The 25288-nt window shown below is 48.7% G+C and carries 22 protein-coding genes; 19 read left to right on the top strand and 3 right to left on the bottom strand.

What is annotated here, in order from left to right; translation table 11 throughout:
- Positions 1-12 precede the first annotated feature (12 nt).
- The 9 genes from kdpB (at position 13) to LG211_RS16100 (ending at position 11591) form a co-directional block, all read left to right on the top strand.
- Complete coding sequence (gene kdpB / locus LG211_RS16135; protein WP_269477995.1) at positions 13-2079, top strand: potassium-transporting ATPase subunit KdpB; 2067 nt, start codon at positions 13-15, stop codon at positions 2077-2079.
- 19 nt (positions 2080-2098) lie between these two features.
- The gene (gene kdpC / locus LG211_RS16130) at positions 2099-2701 is read left to right on the top strand and encodes a potassium-transporting ATPase subunit KdpC (protein WP_148396836.1); all 603 of its coding nucleotides are present in this window, start codon (positions 2099-2101) and stop codon (positions 2699-2701) included.
- Between the two features lie 128 nt (positions 2702-2829).
- Positions 2830-5580 (top strand): sensor histidine kinase, encoded by a 2751-nt coding sequence (locus LG211_RS16125; protein WP_148396835.1) that lies wholly within the window; start codon positions 2830-2832, stop codon positions 5578-5580.
- A complete protein-coding gene (locus LG211_RS16120) occupies positions 5546-6244 on the top strand; it encodes a response regulator (protein WP_148396834.1) in 699 nt (232 codons plus the stop codon). Before LG211_RS16125 ends, LG211_RS16120 begins: the two co-directional genes overlap by 35 nt.
- A 64-nt stretch (positions 6245-6308) precedes the next feature.
- Entirely contained in the window at positions 6309-6614 is a 306-nt protein-coding gene (locus LG211_RS20170; RefSeq protein ID WP_417448610.1) for a hypothetical protein, read from the top strand.
- Positions 6615-6750: 136 nt separating this feature from the next.
- Positions 6751-7434 (top strand): response regulator transcription factor, encoded by a 684-nt coding sequence (locus tag LG211_RS16115; protein ID WP_269477994.1) that lies wholly within the window; start codon positions 6751-6753, stop codon positions 7432-7434.
- Positions 7407-8366: a sensor histidine kinase gene (locus LG211_RS16110; RefSeq protein WP_148396831.1), complete on the top strand. Its 960-nt coding sequence runs from the start codon at positions 7407-7409 to the stop codon at positions 8364-8366. The genes LG211_RS16115 and LG211_RS16110 overlap by 28 nt, the downstream gene beginning before the upstream one ends.
- A 56-nt stretch (positions 8367-8422) precedes the next feature.
- Positions 8423-9118: an ABC transporter ATP-binding protein gene (locus tag LG211_RS16105; RefSeq protein ID WP_148396830.1), complete on the top strand. Its 696-nt coding sequence runs from the start codon at positions 8423-8425 to the stop codon at positions 9116-9118.
- Positions 9105-11591, top strand: a complete 2487-nt coding sequence (locus tag LG211_RS16100) for an ABC transporter permease (protein ID WP_269477993.1) — start codon at positions 9105-9107, stop codon at positions 11589-11591. Before LG211_RS16105 ends, LG211_RS16100 begins: the two co-directional genes overlap by 14 nt.
- 29 nt (positions 11592-11620) lie before the next feature.
- Here the strand turns inward: LG211_RS16100 and LG211_RS16095 are convergent, their stop codons facing one another.
- Together LG211_RS16095 and LG211_RS16090 are read right to left on the bottom strand one after the other, a co-directional pair.
- Positions 11621-12496, bottom strand: a complete 876-nt coding sequence (locus tag LG211_RS16095) for a LysR family transcriptional regulator (protein WP_148396828.1) — start codon at positions 12494-12496, stop codon at positions 11621-11623.
- A 35-nt stretch (positions 12497-12531) separates the two neighbouring features.
- Positions 12532-14040 carry an FAD-binding oxidoreductase gene (locus LG211_RS16090; protein WP_253020280.1) on the bottom strand — a complete coding sequence of 503 codons (1509 nt, stop codon included), beginning with the start codon at positions 14038-14040 and terminating at the stop codon, positions 12532-12534.
- Positions 14041-14282: 242 nt separating this feature from the next.
- Between LG211_RS16090 and LG211_RS16085 the strand changes: the two genes are divergently transcribed.
- From LG211_RS16085 to LG211_RS16060, 6 genes are all read left to right on the top strand, one after another.
- Entirely contained in the window at positions 14283-15629 is a 1347-nt protein-coding gene (locus LG211_RS16085) for an MATE family efflux transporter (RefSeq protein ID WP_148396826.1), read from the top strand.
- A gap of 148 nt (positions 15630-15777) precedes the next feature.
- On the top strand, positions 15778-16722 hold the full coding sequence (locus tag LG211_RS16080; protein WP_148396825.1) for a helix-turn-helix transcriptional regulator: 945 nt from the start codon (positions 15778-15780) through the stop codon (positions 16720-16722).
- Positions 16723-16836: 114 nt separating this feature from the next.
- Positions 16837-18198: an APC family permease gene (locus LG211_RS16075; RefSeq protein WP_269477992.1), complete on the top strand. Its 1362-nt coding sequence runs from the start codon at positions 16837-16839 to the stop codon at positions 18196-18198.
- 13 nt (positions 18199-18211) lie between these two features.
- A complete protein-coding gene (locus LG211_RS16070; RefSeq protein ID WP_269477991.1) occupies positions 18212-19888 on the top strand; it encodes an amidohydrolase in 1677 nt (558 codons plus the stop codon).
- Positions 19885-20328, top strand: a complete 444-nt coding sequence (locus LG211_RS16065; protein WP_148396822.1) for a DUF3237 domain-containing protein — start codon at positions 19885-19887, stop codon at positions 20326-20328. The genes LG211_RS16070 and LG211_RS16065 overlap by 4 nt, the downstream gene beginning before the upstream one ends.
- 247 nt (positions 20329-20575) lie before the next feature.
- Positions 20576-21007, top strand: coding sequence for an Hsp20/alpha crystallin family protein (locus tag LG211_RS16060; protein ID WP_148396821.1), 432 nt, complete (start codon positions 20576-20578; stop codon positions 21005-21007).
- 313 nt (positions 21008-21320) lie between these two features.
- Here LG211_RS16060 and LG211_RS16055 read toward each other — a convergent pair whose 3' ends face one another.
- Positions 21321-21581, bottom strand: a complete 261-nt coding sequence (locus tag LG211_RS16055; protein ID WP_148396820.1) for a helix-turn-helix domain-containing protein — start codon at positions 21579-21581, stop codon at positions 21321-21323.
- A gap of 141 nt (positions 21582-21722) precedes the next feature.
- Here LG211_RS16055 and LG211_RS16050 point away from each other — a divergent pair, with 141 nt between their 5' ends.
- The 4 genes from LG211_RS16050 to LG211_RS16035 all read left to right on the top strand — a co-directional run bounded on the left by LG211_RS16050 (position 21723) and on the right by LG211_RS16035 (position 25266).
- Positions 21723-22337, top strand: a complete 615-nt coding sequence (locus tag LG211_RS16050; protein ID WP_269477990.1) for a TetR/AcrR family transcriptional regulator — start codon at positions 21723-21725, stop codon at positions 22335-22337.
- A 257-nt stretch (positions 22338-22594) separates the two neighbouring features.
- Complete coding sequence (locus LG211_RS16045; protein ID WP_253020277.1) at positions 22595-23188, top strand: MptD family putative ECF transporter S component; 594 nt, start codon at positions 22595-22597, stop codon at positions 23186-23188.
- Positions 23189-23881, top strand: a complete 693-nt coding sequence (locus tag LG211_RS16040) for an energy-coupling factor transporter transmembrane component T family protein (RefSeq protein WP_269477989.1) — start codon at positions 23189-23191, stop codon at positions 23879-23881.
- Positions 23878-25266, top strand: a complete 1389-nt coding sequence (locus tag LG211_RS16035) for an ABC transporter ATP-binding protein (protein WP_269477988.1) — start codon at positions 23878-23880, stop codon at positions 25264-25266. The genes LG211_RS16040 and LG211_RS16035 overlap by 4 nt, the downstream gene beginning before the upstream one ends.
- Positions 25267-25288: the final 22 nt, after the last annotated feature.

The raw sequence follows: 25288 nt of genomic DNA, 5'->3' as shown, positions 1-25288 counted from the left end.
AGGAGTGAGACTATGGATAATAAAAAGAAAGACGCATTTTCAAAGGGGTTGGCCTTACGAGCCATGAAAGATGCTTTTTCAAAATTAAACCCCAAAACACAAATTGAAAATCCGGTCATGTTTATCGTATATATAGCAGCTATTTTGACTTCAGGGCTGTTTATCGCGGCTCTGTGCGGGCTGTCCGACAATGCGCCGGGATTCATTCTGGCCGTGGCCATCATCTTGTGGTTTACGGTTCTCTTCGCCAACTTCGCAGAAGCCATCGCAGAAGGAAGGGGCAAAGCGCAGGCTGATGCGCTCAGAAGCGCGAAAAAAGACATTGCGGCTAAACGGCTCAGTGATATGAATGACAAATATCGATATGAGCAGATACCGTCTGCAAAGCTTCGTAAAGGGGATATTGTTTATGTTGAGGCGGGCGACCAGATTCCTGCGGACGGTGAAGTCATTGAAGGTGCCGCCTCAGTAGATGAGAGCGCGATAACCGGCGAATCGGCGCCGGTTATCCGTGAGAGCGGCGGAGACCGAAGTGCGGTCACCGGAGGAACCACTATAACATCTGACTCGTTGGTCATACGAGTCACAGCGGATCCGGGAGAGAGCTTCCTGGACAAAATGATTGCCATGGTAGAAGGGGCAGCGAGAAAAAAGACGCCCAATGAACTGGCTCTCCAGATCCTGCTGGTGGCACTGACGATTATTTTCCTGCTGGTAACCCTGTCTCTGTATACATTCTCAGATTTTGGTTTTGTCCAGGCGGGACTTGAAAATACAACATCTGTTACTGCCCTGATTGCGCTTTTGGTCTGTCTGGCACCGACAACGATCGGAGCCTTGCTCTCCGCCATCGGCATTGCCGGGATGAGCAGATTGAATCAGGCCAACGTACTGGCCATGAGCGGCCGGGCCATCGAAGCGGCCGGCGATGTGGATATTCTTATGCTTGATAAGACAGGGACCATTACCCTGGGCAACCGCCAGGCTAGCGAATTCATTCCGGTCAGCGGCATAACGATGGAAGAGCTGGCGGATGCGGCACAGCTTTCCTCGCTGGCCGATGAAACGCCGGAAGGCAGGAGCATTGTCGTACTAGCCAAGGAACAGTTCGGTATTCGGGAAAGAAACATGAATGAGCTCAATGCGGATTTTATCCCCTTTACGGCCAAGACAAGAATGAGCGGTGTAAATTACGGGGATAATGAAGTCCGCAAAGGCGCTGCCGACGCAGTAAAAGCTTATATCTTGGAACAGGGCGGAACTTACACGATGGAATGCGACCAAATCGTAACCAGGATCGCCAAAACCGGCGGTACGCCTCTGGTGGTGGCAAAGAACAAAAAAGTTCTGGGCGTTATTCACTTAAAGGATATTATTAAAAAAGGCGTTAAAGAAAAATTTGCTGATTTGAGAAAAATGGGTATCAAAACCATCATGATCACCGGAGACAACCCGGTAACTGCGGCTGCCATAGCCGCAGAGGCAGGAGTGGATGACTTCCTGGCGGAAGCTACTCCGGAAACCAAGCTGGATTTGATTAGAGATTACCAAAAGAAAGGCCATCTGGTGGCCATGACCGGTGACGGAACCAACGATGCGCCGGCTCTGGCTCAGGCGGATGTGGCCGTAGCAATGAACACCGGTACTCAGGCGGCCAAAGAAGCGGGCAACATGGTCGATCTGGATTCTTCACCGACCAAACTGATCGATGTTGTAAGAATCGGCAAACAGCTTTTGATGACCCGCGGTTCTCTGACCACATTCAGTATCGCCAATGATATTGCCAAATATTTTGCCATCATTCCGGTACTGTTTATAGGGCTGTATCCTCAGCTGTCGGCTTTGAACATCATGAATCTGGCAACCCCGGAAAGCGCTATCCTGTCAGCAATCATTTATAATGCGCTGATCATCATCGCCTTAATTCCGCTGGCCTTAAAGGGCGTTAAGTACAGAGAAGTTCCGGCCAGAAAGTTATTGTCGAGAAACCTGCTGATTTATGGCTTGGGCGGAATCGTGGCCCCATTTATTGCGATCAAGGTGATCGATATGATCCTGGCAGCCTTAGGGCTCATGTAAGGGAAGGGAGGAGAAGAAAATGACAAATCATAAATCGGTTGCGCTGCGGGCGCTGATTCTCATCGTGATCTTTACTGTGATCTGCGGGATTCTGTACCCAGTTGCTATGACAGGAATTTCGCAAGTGCTGTTTAAGGATAAAGCCAACGGCAGTATCATTGAAGTGAATGGAGTTAAATACGGGAGCGCACTGCTGGCGCAGCAGTTTACCGGAGATGAATATCTGTGGGGAAGACCAATGATGCTCAATACGGAAACGTTCTACGATAAAGACGGCAAGCCGCTCCTGTATGCTGGAGCCAGCAATAAGACGCCGGCCGGAGAAGAGTTGGAGCAGATGGTAAAAGAAAGAACCAAACAAATGCAGGATGCCCACCCGGATAAAAAAGGCGAGCCTGTCCCTGTGGACTTGGTCACCGTTTCGGGAAGCGGGCTGGACCCCCATATTTCTCTAGCCGCTGCCGAATATCAACTGGAGCGGGTAGCAAAGGCAAGAAATATGAGCATGGCGGACCTGCAGAAAATCATCGACAAATACACGACTGGCAAAACCTTCGGGGTTTTTGGTGAAAAAACAGTAAATGTTCTGCAAGTCAATCTGGCGCTGGAAGGAATTTTGTAAAGGATGTCTGGTTTGACATTTCCCAGAGCGGGGATTAGAATGATGATTAAGCAGTTTACAGCGAATAAGAGTCCGCTCCGGATTGGAGGGAGCGGCATGTATATAGAAACAAATGAGGTGAGGAGAAGGTGACTGGTGAAAACGGGGATAAACGCATCAACCCCGATGCTCTGCTCCATAAGATCAATCAGCAGGAGCGGTCAAAAGGGAAGGGAAAACTGAAAATTTTCTTCGGATACGCGGCAGGTGTGGGCAAAACCTACACCATGCTGGATGATGCTCATACTGCTCAAAAACAGGGGATCGATGTTGTCGTCGGATATATTGAGCCTCATACCAGGCCGGAAACCATGGCTTTGCTTGAAGGGTTGGAAGTGCTTCCAGCCCTTGAGGTGCCTTATAAAGGGATGAGCTTGCGGGATTTTGATTTGGACGGGGCGCTGAAACGAAAGCCGGATTTAATCCTGGTAGATGAGCTGGCCCATACTAATGCGCCGGGGATGCGTCATACCAAACGGTATTCCGATATCGAGGAGCTTTTGGATGCCGGAATCGATGTTTATACTACGGTCAACGTGCAGCATATTGAAAGCCTGAACGATGTGGTAGCTTCCATCACTCAGGTAATCGTGCAGGAGCGGGTTCCGGACTATATCTTTGATGGGGCAGAACAGCTGGAACTGGTAGACATTGAGCCGGAAGAGCTGCTTCAGAGGCTGAGCGACGGAAAAATCTACAAAGAAAAGCAAGCGGAAAAAGCTCTGAATCATTTTTTCACCCAGGATAATCTGGTGGCGCTGAGGGAGATTTCTTTGCGTTATACGGCTGACCAGGTCAATCAGGAGCTGGAAACTATTAAAAATGCCAGAGCAGATGGCAGCCGCTATCAGATTAACGAACATATACTAGTCTGCATCAGCCCGTCTCCAACCAATGAAAATGTTATAAGGACAGCAGCCAGAATGGCCGGAGCTTTTCACGGCAGGTTTACGGCACTGTATGTGGAGACACCCAGGGACGAGAAATTGTCAGAAACAGAGAGAAAGCGGCTTCGGAAAAATCTCAAGCTTGCGGAAACTCTGGGGGCCAAGGTTTCATCCACTTACAGCGATGATATTCCTTATCAGATTGTAGAGTTTGCCAGAGTCAGCGGCATTTCCAAGATCGTCATGGGCAGGGCAAGAAGTAAGCGGTCCTTTGCCGGCATATCCTTCGGAAAGCCTACCTTTACCGATCGGATGATCAGTTTGGCGCCGGACCTGGAGCTCTTTGTAATTCCGGACCGAGAGGCCAAGCGCGCCCCCATAGAGAAAAAACCAGGCAAAAACTTTTCCCTTTCCGTTAAAGATCTGATGAAAATGCTTTTGATTATGGTGCTGTCCACCCTGCTGGGAGGACTGCTGCATACTATAGGCTTGCGGGAAGCGAATGTGATCATTATCTTCATTCTTGGAGTATTGATTACAGCCAACCAGACTACGGGCAAGTTTTATGGGGCTGCAGCTTCGGTAATCGGAGTACTCAGCTTTAATTTCTTTTTTACGGATCCCAAGTTTACCTTATACTCCAGCGCAGAATATCCGGTGACGTTCGTTATTATGTTGATTGCAGCCTTTATTGTCAGCACACTGACCAGCAGGGCCAAGAGTCAGGCGGTGGCATCAGCCCTCAACGTTTACCGGACCGATATTCTGTTGGATGCCAGCAGCCGCCTGCAGCATGCTCAGACCATCGATGATATAGTCATTGAAGCAGAACGGCAAATCTTTAAGATCGTCAGGGCTCCGGTAATCATTTATACGGTGGAAGAGGAACAGATTACGAACGTCTATTCCTATGATTCGGAAAAAGAGCGGCCGGTGGATGAAATCTATATGGACCATGATGAACAAGGTGTGGTAAACTGGGTGCTGAAGAATAAACGGCGGGCAGGAAAAGGCACAGAAACTCTTCCGGGAGCCAAATGCTTTTATATGCCCATCCGGGACAGGAATAACCAGGTACTGGCGATCGTGGGCATTGTGCTGAAAAGTGACAATCCTTTGGAAGACATGGACCGGTCCCTTTTGGCGGCGCTGATTGGAGAAATCGCCTTTGCTCTGGAAATCTACTATACAGCGCTGAAAAAGAACCAGCACGCCATGCAGGCGGAGAAGGAGCGGTTCCGGGCCAATCTGCTGCGGGCCGTTTCCCACGATTTGCGAACGCCTCTCACCAGCATATCAGGCAGCGCCAGTTCCCTGCTCTCCACGGAATTTGATGAAGAGACGAAGAAAGCGCTGACCCAGGGAATCTATGACGATTCCATGTGGCTGATCAACTTGGTGGAAAACCTTCTTTCCATATCCAGGCTGGACGACAGCGGCATCGATGATCTGAAAAAAGAACCTCAGCTGGTGGAAGAGGTGATTACGGAGGCCCTGGCCCATGTAACCAGAAAATCGATAAGTCATCATATCGACGTGAAGGTGGAGGATCCGCTACTGATGGCGGAGGTGGATCTGACGCTCATCGTCCAGGTTCTGATCAACCTTGTCAACAATGCGGTGGAATACACGCCGGAGGGTTCCCATATTCGAATTTCCGCGTTCCAGCACAGCAGCGATGCGGTTGTAAGGGTTTCTGATGATGGGGGCGGAATCAGAGACGAAGATAAAGCCTCTGTCTTCAATATGTTTTTTACTGGCGGAAAGGGTAGCAGTGATTCACGAAGAGGGATGGGCCTTGGTTTGGCTCTGTGCAAATCTATCATCAACGCCCACGGCGGCGAGATTGTGGTCAAGGACAATCAGCCCAGGGGAACGATCTTTGAATTTACAGTACCATTAGCGGAGGTAAAAGCGGATGAAAACTTCAATTCTCATTGTGGAGGACGATAAAGCCATCCAAAATCTATTGGCAGCAACACTGGATGCCAATGCTTATCAATGTTACACAGCCGATGACGGGGAAAAAGCGATTTTTTACGCTACCGTCAAACGACCCGATATCATCATTTTAGATCTGGGCCTTCCCGACGTGGATGGAGTGGAAATTATTAAAAAGGTTCGTTCCTGGTCGGGATGTCCAATCATCGTGGTCAGCGCCAGAAGCGAGGATAAGGATAAGATTACGGCATTGGATGCGGGAGCTGACGATTATCTCACCAAGCCCTTCAGCATGGAAGAACTGCTGGCCCGCCTGCGGGTGGCCCAAAGGAAGATCGCAGCGCTAGGCCGGAACGCGTCCGCCGAGTCGCCTGTTTTTACCAACGGCGGGCTGACCATCGATTATGGAGCCGGCACCGTGTCCGTCGACGGGCAGCAGATCCACCTGACCCCCATGGAGTATAAGCTGATCTGTCTGCTGGCAAAAAATATGGGCAGAGTTTTGACCCACAGTTATATCCTCAAAGAATTATGGGGGCAGGCCTTTGAGAGCGATGTACCTTCCCTGCGGGTATTCATGGCAACCCTGCGCAAAAAGATCGAGAAGAATACGGCGGATCCCAAGTATATTCAGACCCACGTGGGTGTGGGGTATAAGATGCTGCAGGTGGAATAGCCGGTCGCAAATGGGAAAAAGATTGCGGCCATGGTAGCCAACCCCAAATCATTGGTAATCGTCGATTTGGATAACAACGATCAACCAATACGATATAATCATCAGTGGGATAGAGGTGGATGAACCTGGTAAATATATTATTTCCAGAGAACAATTATCACAATGCAAGAAAAATTGCCTTTTGATTGATGCTGCCGCCGATGCGGGAAATGCGATAGAAGGCACAAGATACACGAGCATTGACATCCAATATATAAAGAAGATGATTTGTATTTTTACGAGGTTAACAACGTGCCTGCTATTTTCTACAAAAACGCCAGCGCTGATATCAGTCGTTCTTTTTGCAAGCATGTTTATAGCAGGGATGTGAAATGTTTCTATGAATTGGCAAGGTCGATCGCCGACAGATAAGGTGCCGGGGGTGGCCTGATTGTCTCAACACTGTGATTATTCCCTAATTGCAGTGTTTTTTCTTTGCCTGTATAATAAAATCAGTGAGGTATAAGATGCAAAACATATTAATTGTGGAAGACGATCGAGAACTGAATCAGGGGATCGCTTATGCCCTGGAAAAAGAAGGCTACTCCGTATCGGCGGCCTGTTCCATGAAAGAGGCGGAGCAGCGTTATCAAAGAGAAAGGACGGCGCTGGTCCTGCTGGATGTCAATCTGCCCGACGGAGAAGGCTTTTCCTTCTGCCGGCAGGTAAAGGAAAAAGGCGACACGCCAGTGATTTTTCTGACGGCCCGGGACCTGGAAGAGGACATGCTGCAAGGATATGAACTGGGAGCCGACGATTACATTACAAAGCCTTTTTCCATTCACGTTCTTTTAAAAAAAATCCAGGTGATTTTCAAGCGGACGGCAAAAAACGCCAAACAGCTGTTTGACGATGGATATCTGCGCATCGATTTTGCGCGGGCGCGGGCAGAAGCGGGAGGAGAGGAATGCATCATCACCCCGACGGAGTTTCGCATGTTAAAACTATTCATCGATCACAGCGGCCAGCTGATGACCTATTCACTGATGCTGGACCAGCTCTGGGACAGCGGCGGCCAGTTCGTGGACAAACACGCTTTGGCGGTCAATGTGAACCGGCTGCGGCGCAAAATTGAAAAGGACGGGCATAAATATATTTCAAATGTGTATGGAATGGGGTACCAATGGCTGGACGAATTGGAGCAGTCGTAGGACTGGCGCTGCTTTCCGTATTTTTATGGATGCGGATGAGGCGGCTTAAAAAAGAGATTTACTCCTTTTCCGACCTCCTGGAAGCCTGTCTGGATGAGATGATCCTCGGACAAAAGCTGGAAGAACCGGGTGCGCCCGGCGATTTTTTATGGGACAAAATCTATGGAAAGCTGGAACAGGTTTACCGCATACAACAAAGACAGAATGCTCAAAGCGCAGCGGAAAAAGAGCAGATGAAAGAATTGATCTCCGATATTTCCCACCAGACTAAAACGCCAATTGCCAATATGAAATTATATCTGGATATTATGAAGCAGGAGGCCGGCGGGGAAGAACGCCAAAAAGAATTTCTGCAGAAGATGGAGGGGCAGACGGAAAAACTAGACTTTTTGCTCCAGAGCATGGTGAAGATGTCCCGCCTTGAGACCGGCGTCATCGAGATTCGCCAGCGGCCGGATTATTTAAAGCCCACATTGGGGCGGGCGGTGGCGGCTGTGGTACCCAAAGCGGAAAAGAAGAACATACGCCTTTCCGTGGAATGCGGCGACGCGCTGCAGGTGAGCCACGACAGGAAATGGACGGAAGAAGCTCTCTTTAATATCCTGGACAATGGGGTTAAATACACGCCTGAGGGAGGAACCATTGACGTTTTCGTATCGGCGCAGGAATTCTTTGTCAAAATATCCATCCGGGATTCGGGAAAAGGCATCGCCGCGGGCAGACAGGCAGCAGTTTTTCAGCGGTTTTACCGGGAGCCGGAAGTCCACGACCAGGAAGGCATTGGCGTGGGTCTCTATTTGGCGAGAAAGATCATCACCCTGCAGAGGGGCTATATTCAAGTTCAATCCCAGGAAGGGCAGGGCGCAGACTTTCAGGTTTATCTTCCATATGACAGGGAAAAATCACAGTTCCGTGAAACTTTCCAGCTGTGAACAGTTTGTGATTTTTCGGCGTTATGCTTGTAGTAGGAAAGAAAGGAGAACGCAGCATGAAATCACCCATTGTACAGACACAAGCATTGAAAAAATACTACAAGCTGGGAAGTAATACGGTAAAAGCGCTGGATGGAGTGGACTTTTCCGTGAGAGAAGGAGAATTCGTCGCCATAGTAGGTAAATCAGGAAGCGGAAAGAGCACCCTGCTCCATATGATCGGCGGACTGGATAACCCGACCGAAGGAGAAGTTTACGTGGACGGACGCCGCCTTTCCAAGCTGAGCAAAGAGCAGCTGACCATTTTTCGCAGAAGAAAAGTAGGCTTTGTCTTTCAAAGTTATAACCTGGTGCCCGATTTAAACGTTTATGAAAATGTGGTTCTGCCCATTGAGCTGGACGGAGCCCGCATCGACCGCAGATTCGTCGATGGAATCCTGGAGCTGCTCAAATTGAGCGAAAAAAAGGAAGCCCTGCCGGGCACCCTCTCAGGAGGACAGCAGCAACGGGTTGCCATCGCCAGAGCGCTGGCGTCAAAACCGGCCATTATACTGGCCGATGAGCCGACTGGCAATCTGGATACGGCCACCAGTCACGATGTGCTGGGACTGCTGCAGGCAGCGGCCAAAAAATTTCAGCAGACCCTGATCCTGATCACCCACGATCAGGACATCGCCCAGCTGGCGGACCGGATCGTCCGCATCGAAGACGGAAAGATCGTGAAGGGAAGTGGCGGCTATGCTGGCGAATAATAACCGGGGGATCATTACAAGAATGGCCAAAAGCTCCCTTGCCGGCAATAAGCGTAAAAATGGAATGCTCATCATCGCGATTTCGCTGGCTTCCTTTATGCTCTTCAGCATCCTGACAGTTGGGGGAACATACTTTCGTATGCAGCAGATTCAGGAGATCCGCATGCAAGGGGCTGACTTCGACGCCTACATTTATGGCGGGTTTACGGATGAACAAAAAAGTGTGTGTGAAGCAAATACAGATATTGAAAAAATCGGCGTTGAGGCGATGGCGGCCTGGGCGGAAAAGACTGCCGCCGACGATACGCTTCATACAGCCTTTCTATGGGCCGACGATACCATGTGGAAGGAGATGAAACGGCCTGCCATGGAGTGGGTAAAAGGCCGCTATCCAACCAAAGACAACGAAGTGATGGCTACCAAAGAGGCGCTGAAAGACTGCGGTTTGCAAAACCTTGGAATCGGAGATTCCTTTGAGATTACCTATGGAGACAAGCTGGGTAGCCATACCAAACGATTTACCATAACCGGCATGTGGGGCGGATACGGCGACAAGCGTATCTTCTACGTCTCAAAGTCATTTTTTCAAAAGTCCGGCTTTCAGCTTTCCGACTACGGACGAGGCTTCCTGTATTTAAAATTCCAAAGCTCTTTGGTAAGTCAGAAAACGCAGGATCAGCTTAAATCCAGCCTGGATTTGGGGCAGAAACAGCGGCTGATTTTTACTGCCGAAACCGCCTGGTCGATCCAGCTTCTTCTGGGAATGGCAGGGCTGATTCTCATTACCTGCCTGAGCGCATATCTGCTGGTCTATAACATTTTATCCTTGTCGGTTTCGGGAAATATCCGCTACTATGGACTGCTACGGACCGTGGGCATGACCGGCAGACAAATCAACGGTTTAATCAGAAAACAAATGCTCTTCACAGGGGCCATTGGAATGGCAGGCGGGTTTCTCCTGGGAGCGGCAGCCTCCTTTTTCCTCATACCGGCGGTGGTCAAAACCCTGGGAATCCGCCAGACTGATATTCAGATTGTCTTTCACCCGCTCATATTGCTCGCCGCTGTTCTTTTGGTGGGAGCAACGGTTTTCATCGGCAGCCGGAAGCCTGCCCGGATCGCTGCCGAAATTACACCAATGGAAGCTCTGGGGTACCGGGGCCTGTCCGGAAAAACGAAGGCGCGCAGGACCGGAAAGGGACAGATTGTTTGGCGAATGGCTAAAGACCAGCTGTTTAAAGATAAGAAGAAAACCTTTGTGGTGGTGCTCTCCCTTGCGGCAGCGCTGTCGGTATTCTTATGTCTGGCCACTCTCATCGCGAGCCACGGGCCGAGAACGATTGTATCCAACTACATGGACGCGGATCTTCTGATTAAAAACGATACCATTTGGAAAGAAGATCAAGGCCAATGGAAGCAGCTTATGGACGATGACTTTTTGTCCCAGCTGCCCGCCGGCGAGATCAGCCAGACGCATAAAATGCTTAATGCCGCCATCGCCGTCCCCTGGGAGCCGGACTTTTCCGATGGCTGGATGAAGCAGACCTATGACATGTGGATGGAAGAGTCTTATGAGAATGTGAGAGAGGATTATAAGCTGCATCCAGAAACATATTATTCCTATCTGACTGGGATTGATCAGGTAGAGTTCGAGTATTTAAATAGTACCTTGGATGAGCCGGTGGATGAAAAGGCCTTCCTGGAAGGAAAAACGTGTATCCTGTTCAGAAACGATCTGGACTTTAATCAAAAGGAGCTGCGCGAAAAACAAGTATCCTGCTTTCTGCTCGATCAGCGGGAAAAGTCCTGCTCCTTTGATATTGCGGGCCTGACCGACGACACCTATTATGCCATGCCTGGTCTTGGGCCTACCATCATTATCAGCGATGGATACTTTAAGCGCATTGTTGATAAGCCGCTGATTTCCAAGCTGACCATTCAATATCAGCAAGAATACGATGAAAACACCGAAGAACAGATTAAAAAGGCTATGAATACAAGCCCCAAACGTAAAGATTTTTCCTATGACTCCAAGCTTGAGGAGATGAAACAAGTTGAAAAGGCTCAAAACAATATGATGGGTATTGGTATGGGCATTACTGTGCTTTTGGCTCTAATCGGCATCATGAATTACATCAACACCGTTTGCGGAAGCATTCAAAACCGGCAGGTGGAGCTGGCGGTGATGGAAAGTGTAGGAATGACCGACCGGCAGACCAAGAAGATGCTGGTTCGGGAAGGCGTCCTTTATGCGGTACTTTCTTTGATGCTGACCGGGACTGCAGGGCTGGGGATTACCTATCTCATTTATCAATCTATGAATTATATAGGCATTGCTTTTTCAATTCCTGTTATTCCGGTTCTGATTATGATTGTAGTAATCGGGGCGATTTGTATTGCGGTTCCGCTGATCGCCTATCGGCATCTTTCGGGCAACCACTCCGTTGTCGAACGGATCCGGGGAAACGAGTAAGTATTAAACCTTGATCACAGGACAGAGTGTTAGTCGAGAGAGGCAAGCGTCTCTTCAAAAGCTTTTAAAAATACTTCTGCTGCCCGGGAAAAAATTTGATATTTTTTCCATACCAGATTGATGCCGATCTCCAGCTTTGGCTTCAAAGGGCGAAAACACAAATTGCTGCAGCCGGTGGTATTGATGATTTTATCCAGACACAGGGCATATCCCAGGCCTTCATCCACCATGAGAGAGGCATTGTATACCAGATTATAGGTCGCCGCAGCGTTCAGTGCTGAAGGCGGCCTTTTAAGCCATGCGGTCAGTTCATTTTGGCGGGAAAAAATCAGCGGCTTGTCCCATAAATCCTGGGGATGGATCGAATCCTTGACTGCCAGAGGGCTGTCTTTGCGCATCAAAACACCCCAAACATCTTTAACAGGAAACCGCAAATAATTATATTTTGCAATATCCACCGGATCCAGCAGAACCCCGAAATCAAGAAGGCCTTTATCCAGGCGTTCCACCACATCGGCTGCATCGCCGCTGGAAATTCGAAAACGGATACCGGGATAATCTGTTTGCAGATCCCGGGCTGTTCTGGCAATCAGCCGTACCGCATCTGTTTCCCCGGTACCGATGTATACATCTCCGGAAATCGTTTCTTGGGAACAATTGATTTCATTTTCCGTTTTCTTGACCAGATCAACGATTTCTTGCGCGCGCTTACGCAGCAGCATTCCTTCTTCCGTTAACGTAATGCGGCGGCTTCCGCGGGTAAAGAGCTGTTTGCCCAGGCTATCCTCCAAGTCTTTCAGCTGCCTGGAGAGGGTAGGCTGAGAAAGATGCAGGGACTCAGCCGCGCCGGAAATACTCTGTTCTCTCGCAACCGCAAGAAAATATTCAAGAACTCTGATTTCCATATTTGAAACCTCCATGTTTTGCTATTCTTACAAATTTATAGAACAGGATCGGAGAAAATATTTCCCCGATTTAAAAGCCAATCCGGGTCAAAAAGGCTTTTGATTTTTGCCATTTCAGCAAGCTTCTCCTTTGAATATAGCTGTTTTAAAAGGGATGTTTTTAGTTTGCCGATTCCATGTTCGGCAGATACGGTGCCGTCCATGGCAACAACCACTTCGGCCCAGCGGCTGAATAATTTTTTTGTGCGATTAAATTCATCCATATTTTTGGGGATGACGTTGACGTGGAAATGATTATTTCCGATATGGCCAAATATGGCCGAAGTGAGGCCTTCTTCCGCCAGGCCGCTGCGATAGAGGCTGAAAACCTCCTCCAATCGACTGTCAGGGACGGACATATCGGTACCCAGCTTTGTGATCGCCGGGCAAGTCCTTTTGATCTCGCTGATTTTCCGGTTTATACATTCTGGGGCAGCATGGCGAAATAAATGAAGCTTTTCCATATGATAAGCGTTAATGGCAGCCCAGGTTTGTTCAGGATTGCCGCCCACGGATTCAATACAATGACAGGTATCCTCGAAAGCCTGAATCAGCGAAGCACGCTGATCGCAGGCATATTCCACATAGACGGCGCAGCACGCATCCTGCCGGATTAGTTCCATTTCAGTAAGGGCTGTTTTTGTCAATTGAGCCTGCCGAAGTAAATGCAGGGTATCACTCCCAAAGAACTCCAAGGCTTCCGGGGAAAGACTGTCGGGCGTTTCTTGGCGAACAAGTTTGACAAGGGCAAGAGCACTGGCCTCATCAGGGAGAAATATGACACTGCCCCAGGTTTCCTTTTTAGCGGATACCAGCTTGAGCTTTATGGAAGTAATAATACCCAGAGTACCTTCAGCACCAATAAAAAGGTCGATCAAATCCATGTCCGGTCGAATATAGTATCCTGCGGTGTGCTTTTTTACCCGAGGCATCTGCAGATCAGTCAATTTGCCGCTGATCCGGCGGCCGCTGCAGGTACTTAGCGTAAACCGGTTTTCTTTTGCCGTGATACTGCCCCGTTCCAGATGCAGCTTGTCGCCGCCGGGCAGGATCAGATCCAGGGCCAGAACATAATCGCGGATCGAACCGTAGCGAAAGCTGCGGGCACCGGAAGAATTACAGGAGACCATGCCGCCCAGGGAAGCAGTCGTTTCTGTTGGATCAGGAGGAAAGAAAAGCTTGTGGGGAAGGATGAAACTCCGCAGTGTCTGCAAAAGCACACCGGGCTGGACGGTGATCGCAGCCGCTTTCTCATCGCGGCGGAAATCGAGGACCTGATTCATCTGTTCCATATTGACCGTCAAACCGCCATCCGGAACGCAGCCGCCGGTCACACCGGTCCTGGATCCTTGGACCGTCACCGGCATTCCCGGATGATCCCGTAATATGGAAATTACATCCGCCTCATTTTTGGGGAAGAAGATTCGCTCTGATGAACCGGTTCTTTTGGATTCATCCCGCAGATATTCATCCATGATTTCTTTTGAACTGGTTGATTTTAACACTTGGTACCTCCATGATCCCTTCTTTCCTAAAATGATATAGTATTTTCGGGTATGGGGCAATTCATTTTTTTGTATATTGGTTATCGTTTTCCTGATTTCCTCTGATTTGAAAAGTGAAACAGACAGATGACGGCGCGATCGATACGCGGGTATTACCCAAATGGGCGGAATCTAATACTTTACTTTCCCGGTCCGTCAGTGTAGAATATCCAAAGATCATTTTACAAAGACGGAGGTAAACGGTGAAAAAAGAGCGAATTCATGATATGACAACGGGTGATCCCAAGAAGCTCATTTTCAAATTTATGCTGCCTTTGATGGGCGGTAATTTTCTGCAGCAGTTATATACAGTGGCAGATGCCATGATTGTTGGAAAAGGGGTCGGCGTCACCGCCCTGGCCGCGATCGGCGCGACAGACTGGATTTACTGGTTCATGATGTGGGCGGCCTTTGGATTCGGACAGGGATTTTCCGTTTTAATCACCTTTTATTTCGGTGCTAAGGAGTATGATCAGCTGAAAAAAAGCGTCAATATGTCGATTATCCTGAGCATCGCCACAGGTGCGGTTCTTGCTTTGATCGGTATATGCGCAGCGGGACCGATTTTGTCCCTGCTCAATACGCCCGACAACATTTTCGGGTATGCGAAAACCTATGTTACTATCATGTATGCAGGTATATTTGTGGTGATGATGTACAACATAGCCGCTTGCATTCTGCGCGCGCTGGGCGACAGCAGCACGCCCTTTATTGCCCTGCTCATTTCATCTCTTTCCAACATTGGGCTGGATCTGCTCTTTATCTTAGCGTTCAAGTGGGGGATCGGAGGAGCTGCTGTGGCTACCATTGTCGCCCAGACCGTCTCCTGCATTTATTGTTTCAACAAAATCCGAAAAATCTCTATCCTCAAGTCAGAAAAGGAAGACTGGAAACTGGATAAACCTATTCTGAGACAGCTTTGGCGTAAGGGACTGCCATCTGCTTTCCAGTATGCGATCATAGCCATCGGCGGCATCGTGGTCCAGTACGCCCTCAACACACTGGGCTTTATCTACGTGGCAGGGTTTACGGCTACCAACAAGCTGTACGGAGTACTGGAAGCCATCTCGCTGGCCGTGGGAAATGCCATGATGGTGTATACCGGTCAAAATTATGGCGCCGGCAGCAAAGAACGTATAAAAAAGGGAACAAGAGTGGCACTGATCCTTGGTGCCGTCGCTTCTGTGTCCATCGGTGTCATAATGATTCTCTTCGGGAAAAATATTTTACTGCTGTTCATTTCCGCGGAAGCTGAAGTGGCGGGACAGGTCTTGGATATCGCATATAAATACTTGTTTATCATGAGCATCATGCTGTTCGCCTTATATGCGCTCAATACCTACCGCAATATTCTAATGGGTTTGGGAAAGGTTTGGATTGCTGTGACTGCGGGAGTGGTTGAGCTGATTTTAAGGGCTGTGATGGCCGTGTTAGTGGTGACCATCATCGGTGCGGCCGGAATCTATTTTGTGGAAATCGCAGCCTGGCTGGGAGCAGCGGTTCTGCTCTTTGCGGCCTACTGCGTGGTTATGAGAAAACTTGAAATTTAAATCCATCCGCATGGGATAAATTTGAAAATCAAAAGAAAGGAAGGAGACTGCTGCGCGGGCAGATTTGGGCAGCTTACGGCAGCCCAGCGTATGACACATTTAAAAAAGGCATTCTTCTCAAACTGCGGCAGCTTCATAGAAAGAATCGATGAACACTTCACCCGTACAAAGTATTACCAAAATTGAAAATACTCCCCTCAGCATCAGCGTTTATTCCGTTAAAGACAAGCCGCTGTGTATGCACGATGCGGGCACGCTGGAAATTATCTTCTGTCTGACTGGAACCATTAAATTCGCCTATGCCTACGAAGAGTTCATACTCAATACAGGCGAATATGTTTCGGTTGACCGGGACGCATATTATCTTCACAGCGACGGCTATAATATGTGCGTGTCCTTCTATGTTGATTTAATGTGGTTTGAGAAAAAATACCCCAATATTAAGCATATGCTCTTTGTCTGCGAGGGCTGCAAAGAGACAACTATGCCCTATCCCACCGTCTATCACGATCGTCTGCGGGGAATCCTGATTGCCTTATTAAAGTTTATACTTGACGGCAGCCTGGAACAGGACGCGGCGAAAATCACCCAAATCACCGAATCCATCACCGATCTATTTGTTCACCATTTTGATATCATCTTTTTCCATTCCGGTAAAACAGAATTTCATGAAGAAATTCTCAAAAGAAATCAGGAGATCTATGCGTATATTGATAAACATTTGGTTGAAACAATAACGTTGAAGGATCTTTCCTCCCATCTTGGACTGAGCAGCAGCTATGTCTCCGAATTCATGCGCAAGGTGTCCATCGGCTTTCGGCAAATGCTGGCGTATATCAGGGCCAACAAGTCGGAATGGTATCTGATCAACACCAATTATACAATCGTTGAAATTTCAGAAGCATGCGGGTTTTCTGATCCCCAGTATTACTACAAAGCTTTTAAAGAGTGGTACAAATGCACCCCTAAACAATTTCGTGAAAAATACATTAATCAATCCCAGGATAATATGGTCTATTACGAACCCTATGTGATCCGAACGATCGTGGACAATCTGCTGATCGAACACTATATGAACCTGTTTTTAGAATGATTCTATTGTTGAAATCATGATAAACCTATTAAAAACAACAATAAAAAGACATTGCCTTTAATTAATTTTCTGAATATTATAACAATAGGAAATATTATTAGAGGGAGGTTTATTATGAGTGAACAAAAGCAAGCGGGAGAAGTTACATTAAAGCGAACGTTAACGCTGCCGCTGATCATTATGTTTGGGCTGGCATATCTGGCCCCAACCGTGGTATTCAACTACTACGGACTGTTTACGCCCAGCACCCACGGCATGTATACGCTGGCATTATGTGTTACTGCTGTCGTGATGGCGCTTACGGCCTACAGCTATACCCAGATGGTAAAAGCGTATCCTTCGGCCGGCTCTGCATACACCTATGTAAACAAGTCGGTGCAGCCCCACTTAGGCTTCTTATCAGGATGGGTGATGCTGGTGGATTATCTGCTGCTGCCGATGATCTGCTACCTGCTCTTGGGCGTTTACATCAATGAGTATTTTCCAGTGCTTCCGGTGTGGGCCATCGTTGTCTTTGTGGCTGCCATCGGCATGATCGTCAATATTGTGGGCATAAAAACGGCTAGCATCATCGATACCATCGTCACTTGCGCCGCAATCGCTTTCACCATTCTCTTTGTGGCCTGCATTGTGAGATATGTGACAAACGGCGGCGGTTCGGGGACTTTATTCGATCCGTCGGCTTTTTACAATCCTGACAATTTTGAGCTAAAGGGCACCCTTGCGGCGTCGGCCGTCCTCTGCGCATCCTTTGTGGGATTTGACGCGGTAACGACTCTGGCAGAAGAAGCAAAGGAACCGCAAAAAGTGATGGGGAAAGCCATCATGGGCGTTGTCATCGGAGCGGGCGTTATCTTCGCCATTGTCGCCTATTTCTCCCAAATCGCGTGGCCCCAGGCCCATACAGGGATTGAAGATCCGGACACGGGTATCTTCGAGCTTTTCCCCCATCTCGGCATGAACTGGCTGGGAACCATGTTTTTTGTAATCGATAACTGCGGCAGCTTTGTATGCGCCATGGCGGGCATGGGCGCTGTTTCCCGAATTCTGTACGGCATGGGCCGCGACAACATCCTGCCAAAGAAATTCTTCGGCAAATTATCGCCAAAATTCCAGACCCCGGTAAACAATATTGTACTGACGACCCTCATCGCACTGACCGCAATTTTTTATCAGGACAATGTAATGGGCGCTGCATCGCTGGTGTCCTTCGGCGCTGTCTGCGGATTCTTTATGGTCAATTTATCGGTCATCAGCCATTATATCATCCGGGGCAAAGAAAGAGGCGGGGCAGCGATGTTTCGGCATCTTGTCATTCCTGCTCTGGGAATGGTAAGTCTCGTCGTCGTGTTCTACTTTATCGAGACGCCGGCTAAGATTCTGGGAGGCGCATGGCTTCTGGTGGGCATCCTTTATCTGGCGATCAAAACCAGGGGATTTAAAGAGCTGCCGCCGGAAATGAAGCTTGATGAATAAGGAGGAAAGGCAGATGACAACGATTTTTAAAAACGCGGATATTTATACATCCAATGAAGCATGTCCAAAAGCAAACTGCATTATTTTTGATGAAACAGGGATCCAATTTGTGGGCGATCAATCAGATGCCAAATTGGAAGCGTATCCGGATGCAGATGTCCATGATCTCGGCGGAAAATGCCTACTTCCTGGCATGATCGACAGTCACATTCATCCGGGATGGGTGACTAAGAGCTTGTGGCATGTCCGCCTGCCCTGGACCGAGGATGTGGATGAGCTGCTGCGCTTTGTGAAAGAATACGGCGAGAAGCATCCCAAGTCGGAATGTCCCTTTCTGTATTTTGAATATTACCCCACTTCCATGTTCGATGAACACGGGCCGACTAAGGAACTGCTGGATACGGCGGTCAGTGACAGGCCGGTGCTCTGCCAGGATTTTGGCGAGCATCTATGCTGGGTCAACAGCAAAATGCTGGAGCTGCTAAAGGTGGATAAAAATACGCCGGACCCAGGACCGTTAGAGACCTTTGTGCGAGACGAAGAGGGGAATCCCACCGGCTGGATCCGGGAAATGGCCTGGTATAAGTTTGCTGACAATATGTTCCGCACTCTCGGTTGGTATCCGCCGGAAGAGCTGACCGGGGAAACGATGAAAGGGTTCTTCGATTTCCTGGAGGAAAGCGGCATCACGGCCATGGCCGACGGGTTTATTGAAAACGACGACCAGATCGAAGGCATTTACCAGTTGGACCAAGCGGGCGAGCTTCGAGTGTATTATGATGGCATGGTCCGATTCTGGAATTATGCGGATCTCCCGGAAAAGATCGAAAAGCTGAAGGAATACCAAAAAAAATACACGACAAAGCATATTAAAATAAATACCATGAAACTCTTTTTAGACGGTACCAATGAGAGCGGCAATTCGGCTTCCCTCCATGAACATATCCATGACCCGGGAAATTACGGCGAAATTATGATGGAGACCGATGAGCTCACCAAATGTTTCCTGCTGTGCAACGAGGAGGGATTGGATCTGCATATCCATGTGGTCGGCGACCGGGGCTTCCGGGTTGCCTGCGACGCAGTGGAAGCTGCCAAGGCGCAGGCTGCCGCCGCGGGCGTTCCCTGGGTATGTATGCCGGTGCTGGCCCACTGCGAAGTTGTGGATCCGGCGGACATGAAACGGCCGGCGGAGCTGGGCATTACCATCAACTGGTCCTGCCACTGGTCGGGCGGATATTTCGGCGAAGAAGCCATGAACTATTATTCGGAAGAAAAGTGGAGAAGGATGTACCAGTTCAACCCGATGATCGAAAGCGGCGCTCTTGTTACCTTCTCCAGCGATGTGGTGACCGGATACGAACTTCACAGGGCCTATCCCTTCTTTGGCATGCAGGTGGCGGCCACAAAAGTGGATCCGGAGTTCCCTCTGAATCCACAAAAATATCCGGGGTCCATGAGGCCGCCGGCCTCAGCGAAACTGAGCCTTCCTGTTCTACTGAAGGGCTATACCATTGGCGGTGCAATACAGCTTCGCTGGCAGGACAAAATGGGCTCCCTCGAAGCGGGCAAGCTGGCAAATATGATTCTGGTAGACAGAAACATTTTCGATATGCCCCTGGAGCAGCTGAGAGATGCTGCGATCGATGCGGTTATTTTTGAAGGAACGGTCATCAGAGGCAGCTTATGAGGAAGTTGTTTGATATGGAGCTGGAGCAGACCTCCGATCTTTTAATCGAGAACACCTGCAGGGGGGACCTGCTGATCTCCCCTGCAGGCGAAGGCTCTTTCTCCGGCGATAGGATGAAGGGCAGAATTTTGCCTGTGGGAGCGTCTACGACCTATACGCCATCAGAGGGGGTGAATATCATCTATGCTCCGGTGCTTCTCAAAACCGATGACGGCGCAGAGCTGTTCATGCAGATCGACGCCTATCTCCATCTGGCGCAGGAGCTGGAGGAAAAGCTTTTGGCCGGGGAAGCCGTTTCTTCGGAGGAATATTATTATAAAGGAACTGCCAGATTCGATGTCGGCAGTTCCGAGTATAAATGGCTGGAAAACAGGCTTTTCGTCTGTGAAGGCGCGATTGACAGCTGGCAGGCTTTGCGGTTTTCCGTGTATGAGGTTTGAATTCAGGGTCAGAAGAATAAAGCCGGACTGAGTAAGTGCAAAATTTTTCCATTATAATGCAAAAGCATTGAAATCTACAGTTTTCTCAAAAGAGGCAAAAAAATTTTCGGAAAAATTAGCACTCACCTCTTTACAGTGCTAACAAAAAGTGTTATTATAAAATTGTTCCAAAAGGGGGAACATAAAATCATTATATTTTATCTAACCTGCGTTTTGCCACTGGTTAGAAATTAAGGAGGGATGACATATGATGATGGTGCCTAGAAGAAGTAGTTTCGGTTTGGATTTGTTTGACGAGATGTTCAAAGACCCATTTTTCAGCAGAATGGATAGCAACAAGAACGTCATGAAGACCGATATTAAGGAACAGGATGGAGATTATCTGATGGACATTGACCTGCCGGGTTATGCGAAGGAAGACATTAGCGCAGAGCTGAAGGACGGTTACATGACCATCACTGCCACGAAAAATGAGTCCAACGACACAAAAGACGAGAACGGCAACTATATTCACAGAGAGCGTTACACCGGCAGTTGCTCCAGGACCTTCTATGTAGGGAACGGAGTAACAGAGGAAGACATCAAAGCTTCCTTTAAAGACGGCACGCTGCACCTGTCAATACCAAAAGAAGAACCGAAAAAACTGGAAGAGCAGAAAAAGCTGATTTCCATTGAATAAAGCACATCACAAACGAGAGAAGAGGCTGCCTCAGAATGGCAGAGGAACATATAGAAGTATTGCGAAAATACTAACCTATGCCAAGTGAACGGGAAATAAGAAAACTCTATGTGAATGGACGAACCATTTGCATAGAGTTTTTCTTTTGCTTATTAAAAATTTTTCAGCGTCCGCAGGACGCGCAGCCGCTACCGAAGGTAGCGATCTTGGGGGCTTGGGGGTTATCCCTCAACAAGCATTTTGGCGGGTAGAAAACCCGCCAAAATCGCAAACATGTACATGTTTGCATTGCTTGCCAATCTGTGAAAACAGCTTATGAATATGTTTCTCCAAATCTCTGCTGAAAGACATGGTAGAAATTTGATACTCCATGATAGCCAACTGCTTTTGCGATGTTGCCAGTGGACATATCGCTTTTTTCAAAAGGTTCCAGAGCAAGTTCCATCCGCAATGCCCGAATGTATTCCCTAATGCTTATGCCTTCTGTAAGCTGAAATGCTTTTTGGAACTTGTTTTTGTTAAGCGCAACCATAATATAAAATGCCACAGGATCAACGTGAACTTCTTGCGGCATTTATTTTCGTCAAATCCTCTATATTTAAGGCGCTAATTTCAAAGTTGTTTTCGATCCAGCGCTATACGCTCGCTCAAAACTTGTTGACAAATTACACTGCTTATGTTAATATACCAATGGTATATGAAGGGAGAACAAAACGTGAAGCTGACTGATACGCAAAAGCGCATTCTTGAGGTTGGAAAGCGGGAGTTTTTGGAGAAGGGCTTTAAAGATGCTTCCCTGCGGGCCATTGTCAAAGAAGCCGGTTTTACCAAAGGGGCCTTTTATGGCTATTACAACAGTAAGGAAGCGTTGTTTGACGCTTTGGTAGCTCCGGAGGCCGATGAACTGATCGCTCAGTTTAAACAGGCGCAGCAAGCACATTATGAATTGGTTACAGAGGATAAAACGGGACAGAGCCAAGATTTATCTACCAGCTACCTGAATTACTTTATCAATTACATCTATGATCATTTCGATGCGTTCAAACTGGTGATTTGCTGCTCCGAGGGAACCCGGTATGCCAACTATATTCATGAGCTTGTGGAGCTTGAAGTCGATCAGACGGAGGATTACTATCAGCAGCTCCGGCAGCTCGGGAAATTGGAGGGGACGGTCAACCGTGACCTTCACCATATGATCACAAGCGCCTATTTTACCGCCGTTTTTGAAACAGTCGCCCATGATATGAGCCGGGAACAGGCGATTGGCTATGTCAATGAACTGGCAGTCTTTTTCAACTGTGGCTGGAGCGGCCTTTTAAGGTTCATTTGAACCGTAAATTTTTTGCACAACGGTTAGCTAAAACTAACTTTAAGAAAGGAGGAGCATCGTATAGATGAGGCAATCGCCTTGCCAATGTTCGGAATGCCGACCAGACCCTTGTGCTGAAATGGGGCGGACCGTACAGCGGGGAACGCATCAGAGACTTATGAAACAGAAAGGCCCGTACCGGCGGTTTATAGGGCTGCGCGAATGGGCATTAAGCCGGAAGCTGCAAGAATCATAAAAGAAAACAAAGGAGAATCAAAATGGAAAACGCAAAGAAATGGTCTGTAAAAGACGTTATTACACTGGTACTGATGACCGTGCTGCTCATTGTCATTCAGCTGGGGATCAACATGGTCTGCATGGTGAATGATTTTGTCAGCATGGTGCTGTCCGTAGGCATTACCATGCTTGTTTGCGGGCCCATCTATTTTTTGATGGTAAACCGCATCCGCAAACGGTTTGTTTCACTGGTATACATGACGCTGCTGGGCCTTGTCTTTCTGATGATGGGCAACTGGTTTTTGCTCCCGTGGTTTATCGTGGTGGGAGTCCTCGCGGAAATCATCCTGTGGAAAGGGATTACGCCAAACCGCCTGACCGCCGCATGGATAGTTTCCAGCCTGTTATACAACGGGGTAAACCTGCTTCCCGTCTGGTTTTTCTGGGGTACCTATTACAGTTTTGCGATTGCCAGCGGTATGGAGCAGAGTTATATCGACGCTTACGTTCAGTATTATACAGCGCCGGGCTGGGTGGCTTTTATCCTGATTTTTACCATGTTCTGCGGATTCCTGGGCAGCCTTGTCGGCCGGAAGCTGATTCAAAAGCATTTCAAAAAAGCGGGTGTTCTGTAAATGCGGGAAAAAGCCTTATCCGTTCCGGTAAAAGCGTGGGCGGCGGCCTGCGCCATCCTTGGAGTGTCGCTTACCGCAAACACCCTGCTCACCTGTCTTCTTGCACTGCTTGCTTTCTACCAGTTGGTTTTTGAAAAGCGGTGGCGGCTCTGCCTGACCTTCGGCATTTTTTATCTGGCGCTGGTGCTGCTGCTGTATCTCATTCGCTTTCACGGCCTGCGTATGGTGTTTTTTTCGGAGTTCTATGTGCTGATGTTTTACAACCTTATGCCGGTATTCCTGGCGGCGTGGGATCTCATTACCACGCCTCCGGGACAGCTCTCGGCCTCCCTGTCGAAAATCCATACCCCCACTCCGGTTATCTTAGGGCTGCTGGTGGTATTTCGGTTTTTCCCAACCATGAAGGCGGAACTGAATGGGATTCGGCAGTCCATGAAGAATCGAAGGCTGACCGGATCAGTGCAGGTGCTCCGCCACCCTGCCGTTACCTGCGAATATGTGTTGGTGCCCATGCTGCTGCGCTGCTTGCAGATTGCGGATCAGCTTTCCGTATCGGCGATAGCGCGTGGCGCCCAGGCACCGGGGGTGCGGGGAAGCTACTATGCCAGAAAGCTTCAGCTGGCTGATTTCCTCTGGATGGGAATATGGGCGATTGGAACCATCCTGTTTTTCATAATAGGAGGGATAAAGTGATCCGGTTTGAACATGTGAATTTTCAATATGCCGACTCCGAGGCAGGCGTGACCGATATTTGTCTGCATGTCCGGAAAGGCGAATGCGTGGTATTGACCGGCCCTTCAGGAAATGGGAAAACCACCTTGATCCATATAGTGAACGGCATTGCGCCTGCCTTTCATATGGGCCGGTTTTCCGGCCGCCTTCAGATTAATGGGAAAGACAGAAGCGATGAGCCATTGTGGAAACGGGGAAAAACGGTGGGCAGTGTGTTCCAGGATCCGGGAAGTCAGTTTTTCTCCTCTGAAATGCCGGGAGAAGTTGCTTTCAGCTGTGAAAATTACGGCTTCCCGCATGAAAAAATTGTTCTGCGAACAGACGTGGCTATCCGGCGGTTTCGTTTGGAACAATTGCGTGACCGCTCCCTTGATGTGCTTTCCAGCGGAGAAAAGCAGCGTACAGCCGTGGCCTCTGTCTACGCCATGAACCCTCCCGTTTATGTTTGTGACGAGCCTACCGCCAATCTGGACGGCCAAGGTGTTAAAGAACTGCGGGAAGTTCTCCAAGGGCTAAAGCGGGAAGGCTGCACGCTTCTGATTGCGGAACATCGGATTTCCTGGCTGATGGATGTAGCGGATCGCTTTGTGTATATCCGGGATGGAGCCATCCAGTGGGAGCGCACGCCTGAACAAATGCGACTGCTGACTTCTGAAGTCATGAAACAGTTGGAACTACGCGCTGTACAGCATTGTATGCCTTCAAGGCTCTCCATACCTGCCGTCACAGGCTCGCCTCTTCTTTCCCTGAAAAGCCTTTCCTGTAAGCGAGGGAAGCATACAATTTGGGAGAATTTAAACCTTGCAGCCTGGGCGGGGCAGATCATTGCCATCACCGGACACAACGGGGCGGGAAAAACAACACTGGCAAAAATCGTTGCCGGCTTGGAACGTCCGTCCAAGGGCAGTATTTCCCTTCACGGTCGGAAAGCCGGTTCGTCACGGCGGCGGAAAAGCTGCTGGTACAGTTCCAACGACACTGGCACACAATTCTTTACAAACAGCGTAACAGAAGAACTGTTCTTAGGGATTTCCAGGACAGAGGAACAATTGGAAAGGGCCAGAAATTTGCTGAAGAAATTAGATCTTTACGCTTACAAAGACGCGCATCCGGCTATTCTGTCCGGCGGACAGAAGCAGCGCCTTTCCATTGCCTGCGGCCTTTTATCCGACAGAGAAATTTTATTGTTGGATGAACCTACGTCGGGGCTGGACGGCGGGAACATGCGGAAAATTGCCTCTGCATTGGAAGATACTGCGGCCGAGGGAAAAACCGTATTAGTGATCACCCATGATGAGGAACTGATTCAAGCCTGCTGTAGTTTTCAGTGGGATTTGAGTAAATAAGAACTAAAAGAGAGGAGCCTTT

Source organism: Hominibacterium faecale (assembly GCF_020734085.1).
Classification (GTDB): Bacteria; Bacillota; Clostridia; order Peptostreptococcales; family Anaerovoracaceae; genus Hominibacterium; species Hominibacterium faecale.
The sequence above is the reverse complement of the archived record's forward strand: the minus strand, read 5'-3'. Positions and strand labels throughout refer to the sequence as shown.

Coding starts and splice junctions, on each gene's coding strand:
- kdpB (WP_269477995.1), top strand. CDS start 13: ATGGATAATAAAAAGAAAGACGCATTTTCAAAGGGGTTGGCCTTACGA.
- kdpC (WP_148396836.1), top strand. CDS start 2,099: ATGACAAATCATAAATCGGTTGCGCTGCGGGCGCTGATTCTCATCGTG.
- LG211_RS16120 (WP_148396834.1), top strand. CDS start 5,546: ATGAAAACTTCAATTCTCATTGTGGAGGACGATAAAGCCATCCAAAAT.
- LG211_RS16115 (WP_269477994.1), top strand. CDS start 6,751: ATGCAAAACATATTAATTGTGGAAGACGATCGAGAACTGAATCAGGGG.
- LG211_RS16110 (WP_148396831.1), top strand. CDS start 7,407: ATGGCTGGACGAATTGGAGCAGTCGTAGGACTGGCGCTGCTTTCCGTA.
- LG211_RS16105 (WP_148396830.1), top strand. CDS start 8,423: ATGAAATCACCCATTGTACAGACACAAGCATTGAAAAAATACTACAAG.
- LG211_RS16100 (WP_269477993.1), top strand. CDS start 9,105: ATGCTGGCGAATAATAACCGGGGGATCATTACAAGAATGGCCAAAAGC.
- LG211_RS16095 (WP_148396828.1), bottom strand. CDS start 12,496: ATGGAAATCAGAGTTCTTGAATATTTTCTTGCGGTTGCGAGAGAACAG.
- LG211_RS16080 (WP_148396825.1), top strand. CDS start 15,778: ATGAACACTTCACCCGTACAAAGTATTACCAAAATTGAAAATACTCCC.
- LG211_RS16075 (WP_269477992.1), top strand. CDS start 16,837: ATGAGTGAACAAAAGCAAGCGGGAGAAGTTACATTAAAGCGAACGTTA.
- LG211_RS16070 (WP_269477991.1), top strand. CDS start 18,212: ATGACAACGATTTTTAAAAACGCGGATATTTATACATCCAATGAAGCA.
- LG211_RS16065 (WP_148396822.1), top strand. CDS start 19,885: ATGAGGAAGTTGTTTGATATGGAGCTGGAGCAGACCTCCGATCTTTTA.
- LG211_RS16060 (WP_148396821.1), top strand. CDS start 20,576: ATGATGATGGTGCCTAGAAGAAGTAGTTTCGGTTTGGATTTGTTTGAC.
- LG211_RS16055 (WP_148396820.1), bottom strand. CDS start 21,581: ATGCCGCAAGAAGTTCACGTTGATCCTGTGGCATTTTATATTATGGTT.
- LG211_RS16045 (WP_253020277.1), top strand. CDS start 22,595: ATGGAAAACGCAAAGAAATGGTCTGTAAAAGACGTTATTACACTGGTA.
- LG211_RS16040 (WP_269477989.1), top strand. CDS start 23,189: ATGCGGGAAAAAGCCTTATCCGTTCCGGTAAAAGCGTGGGCGGCGGCC.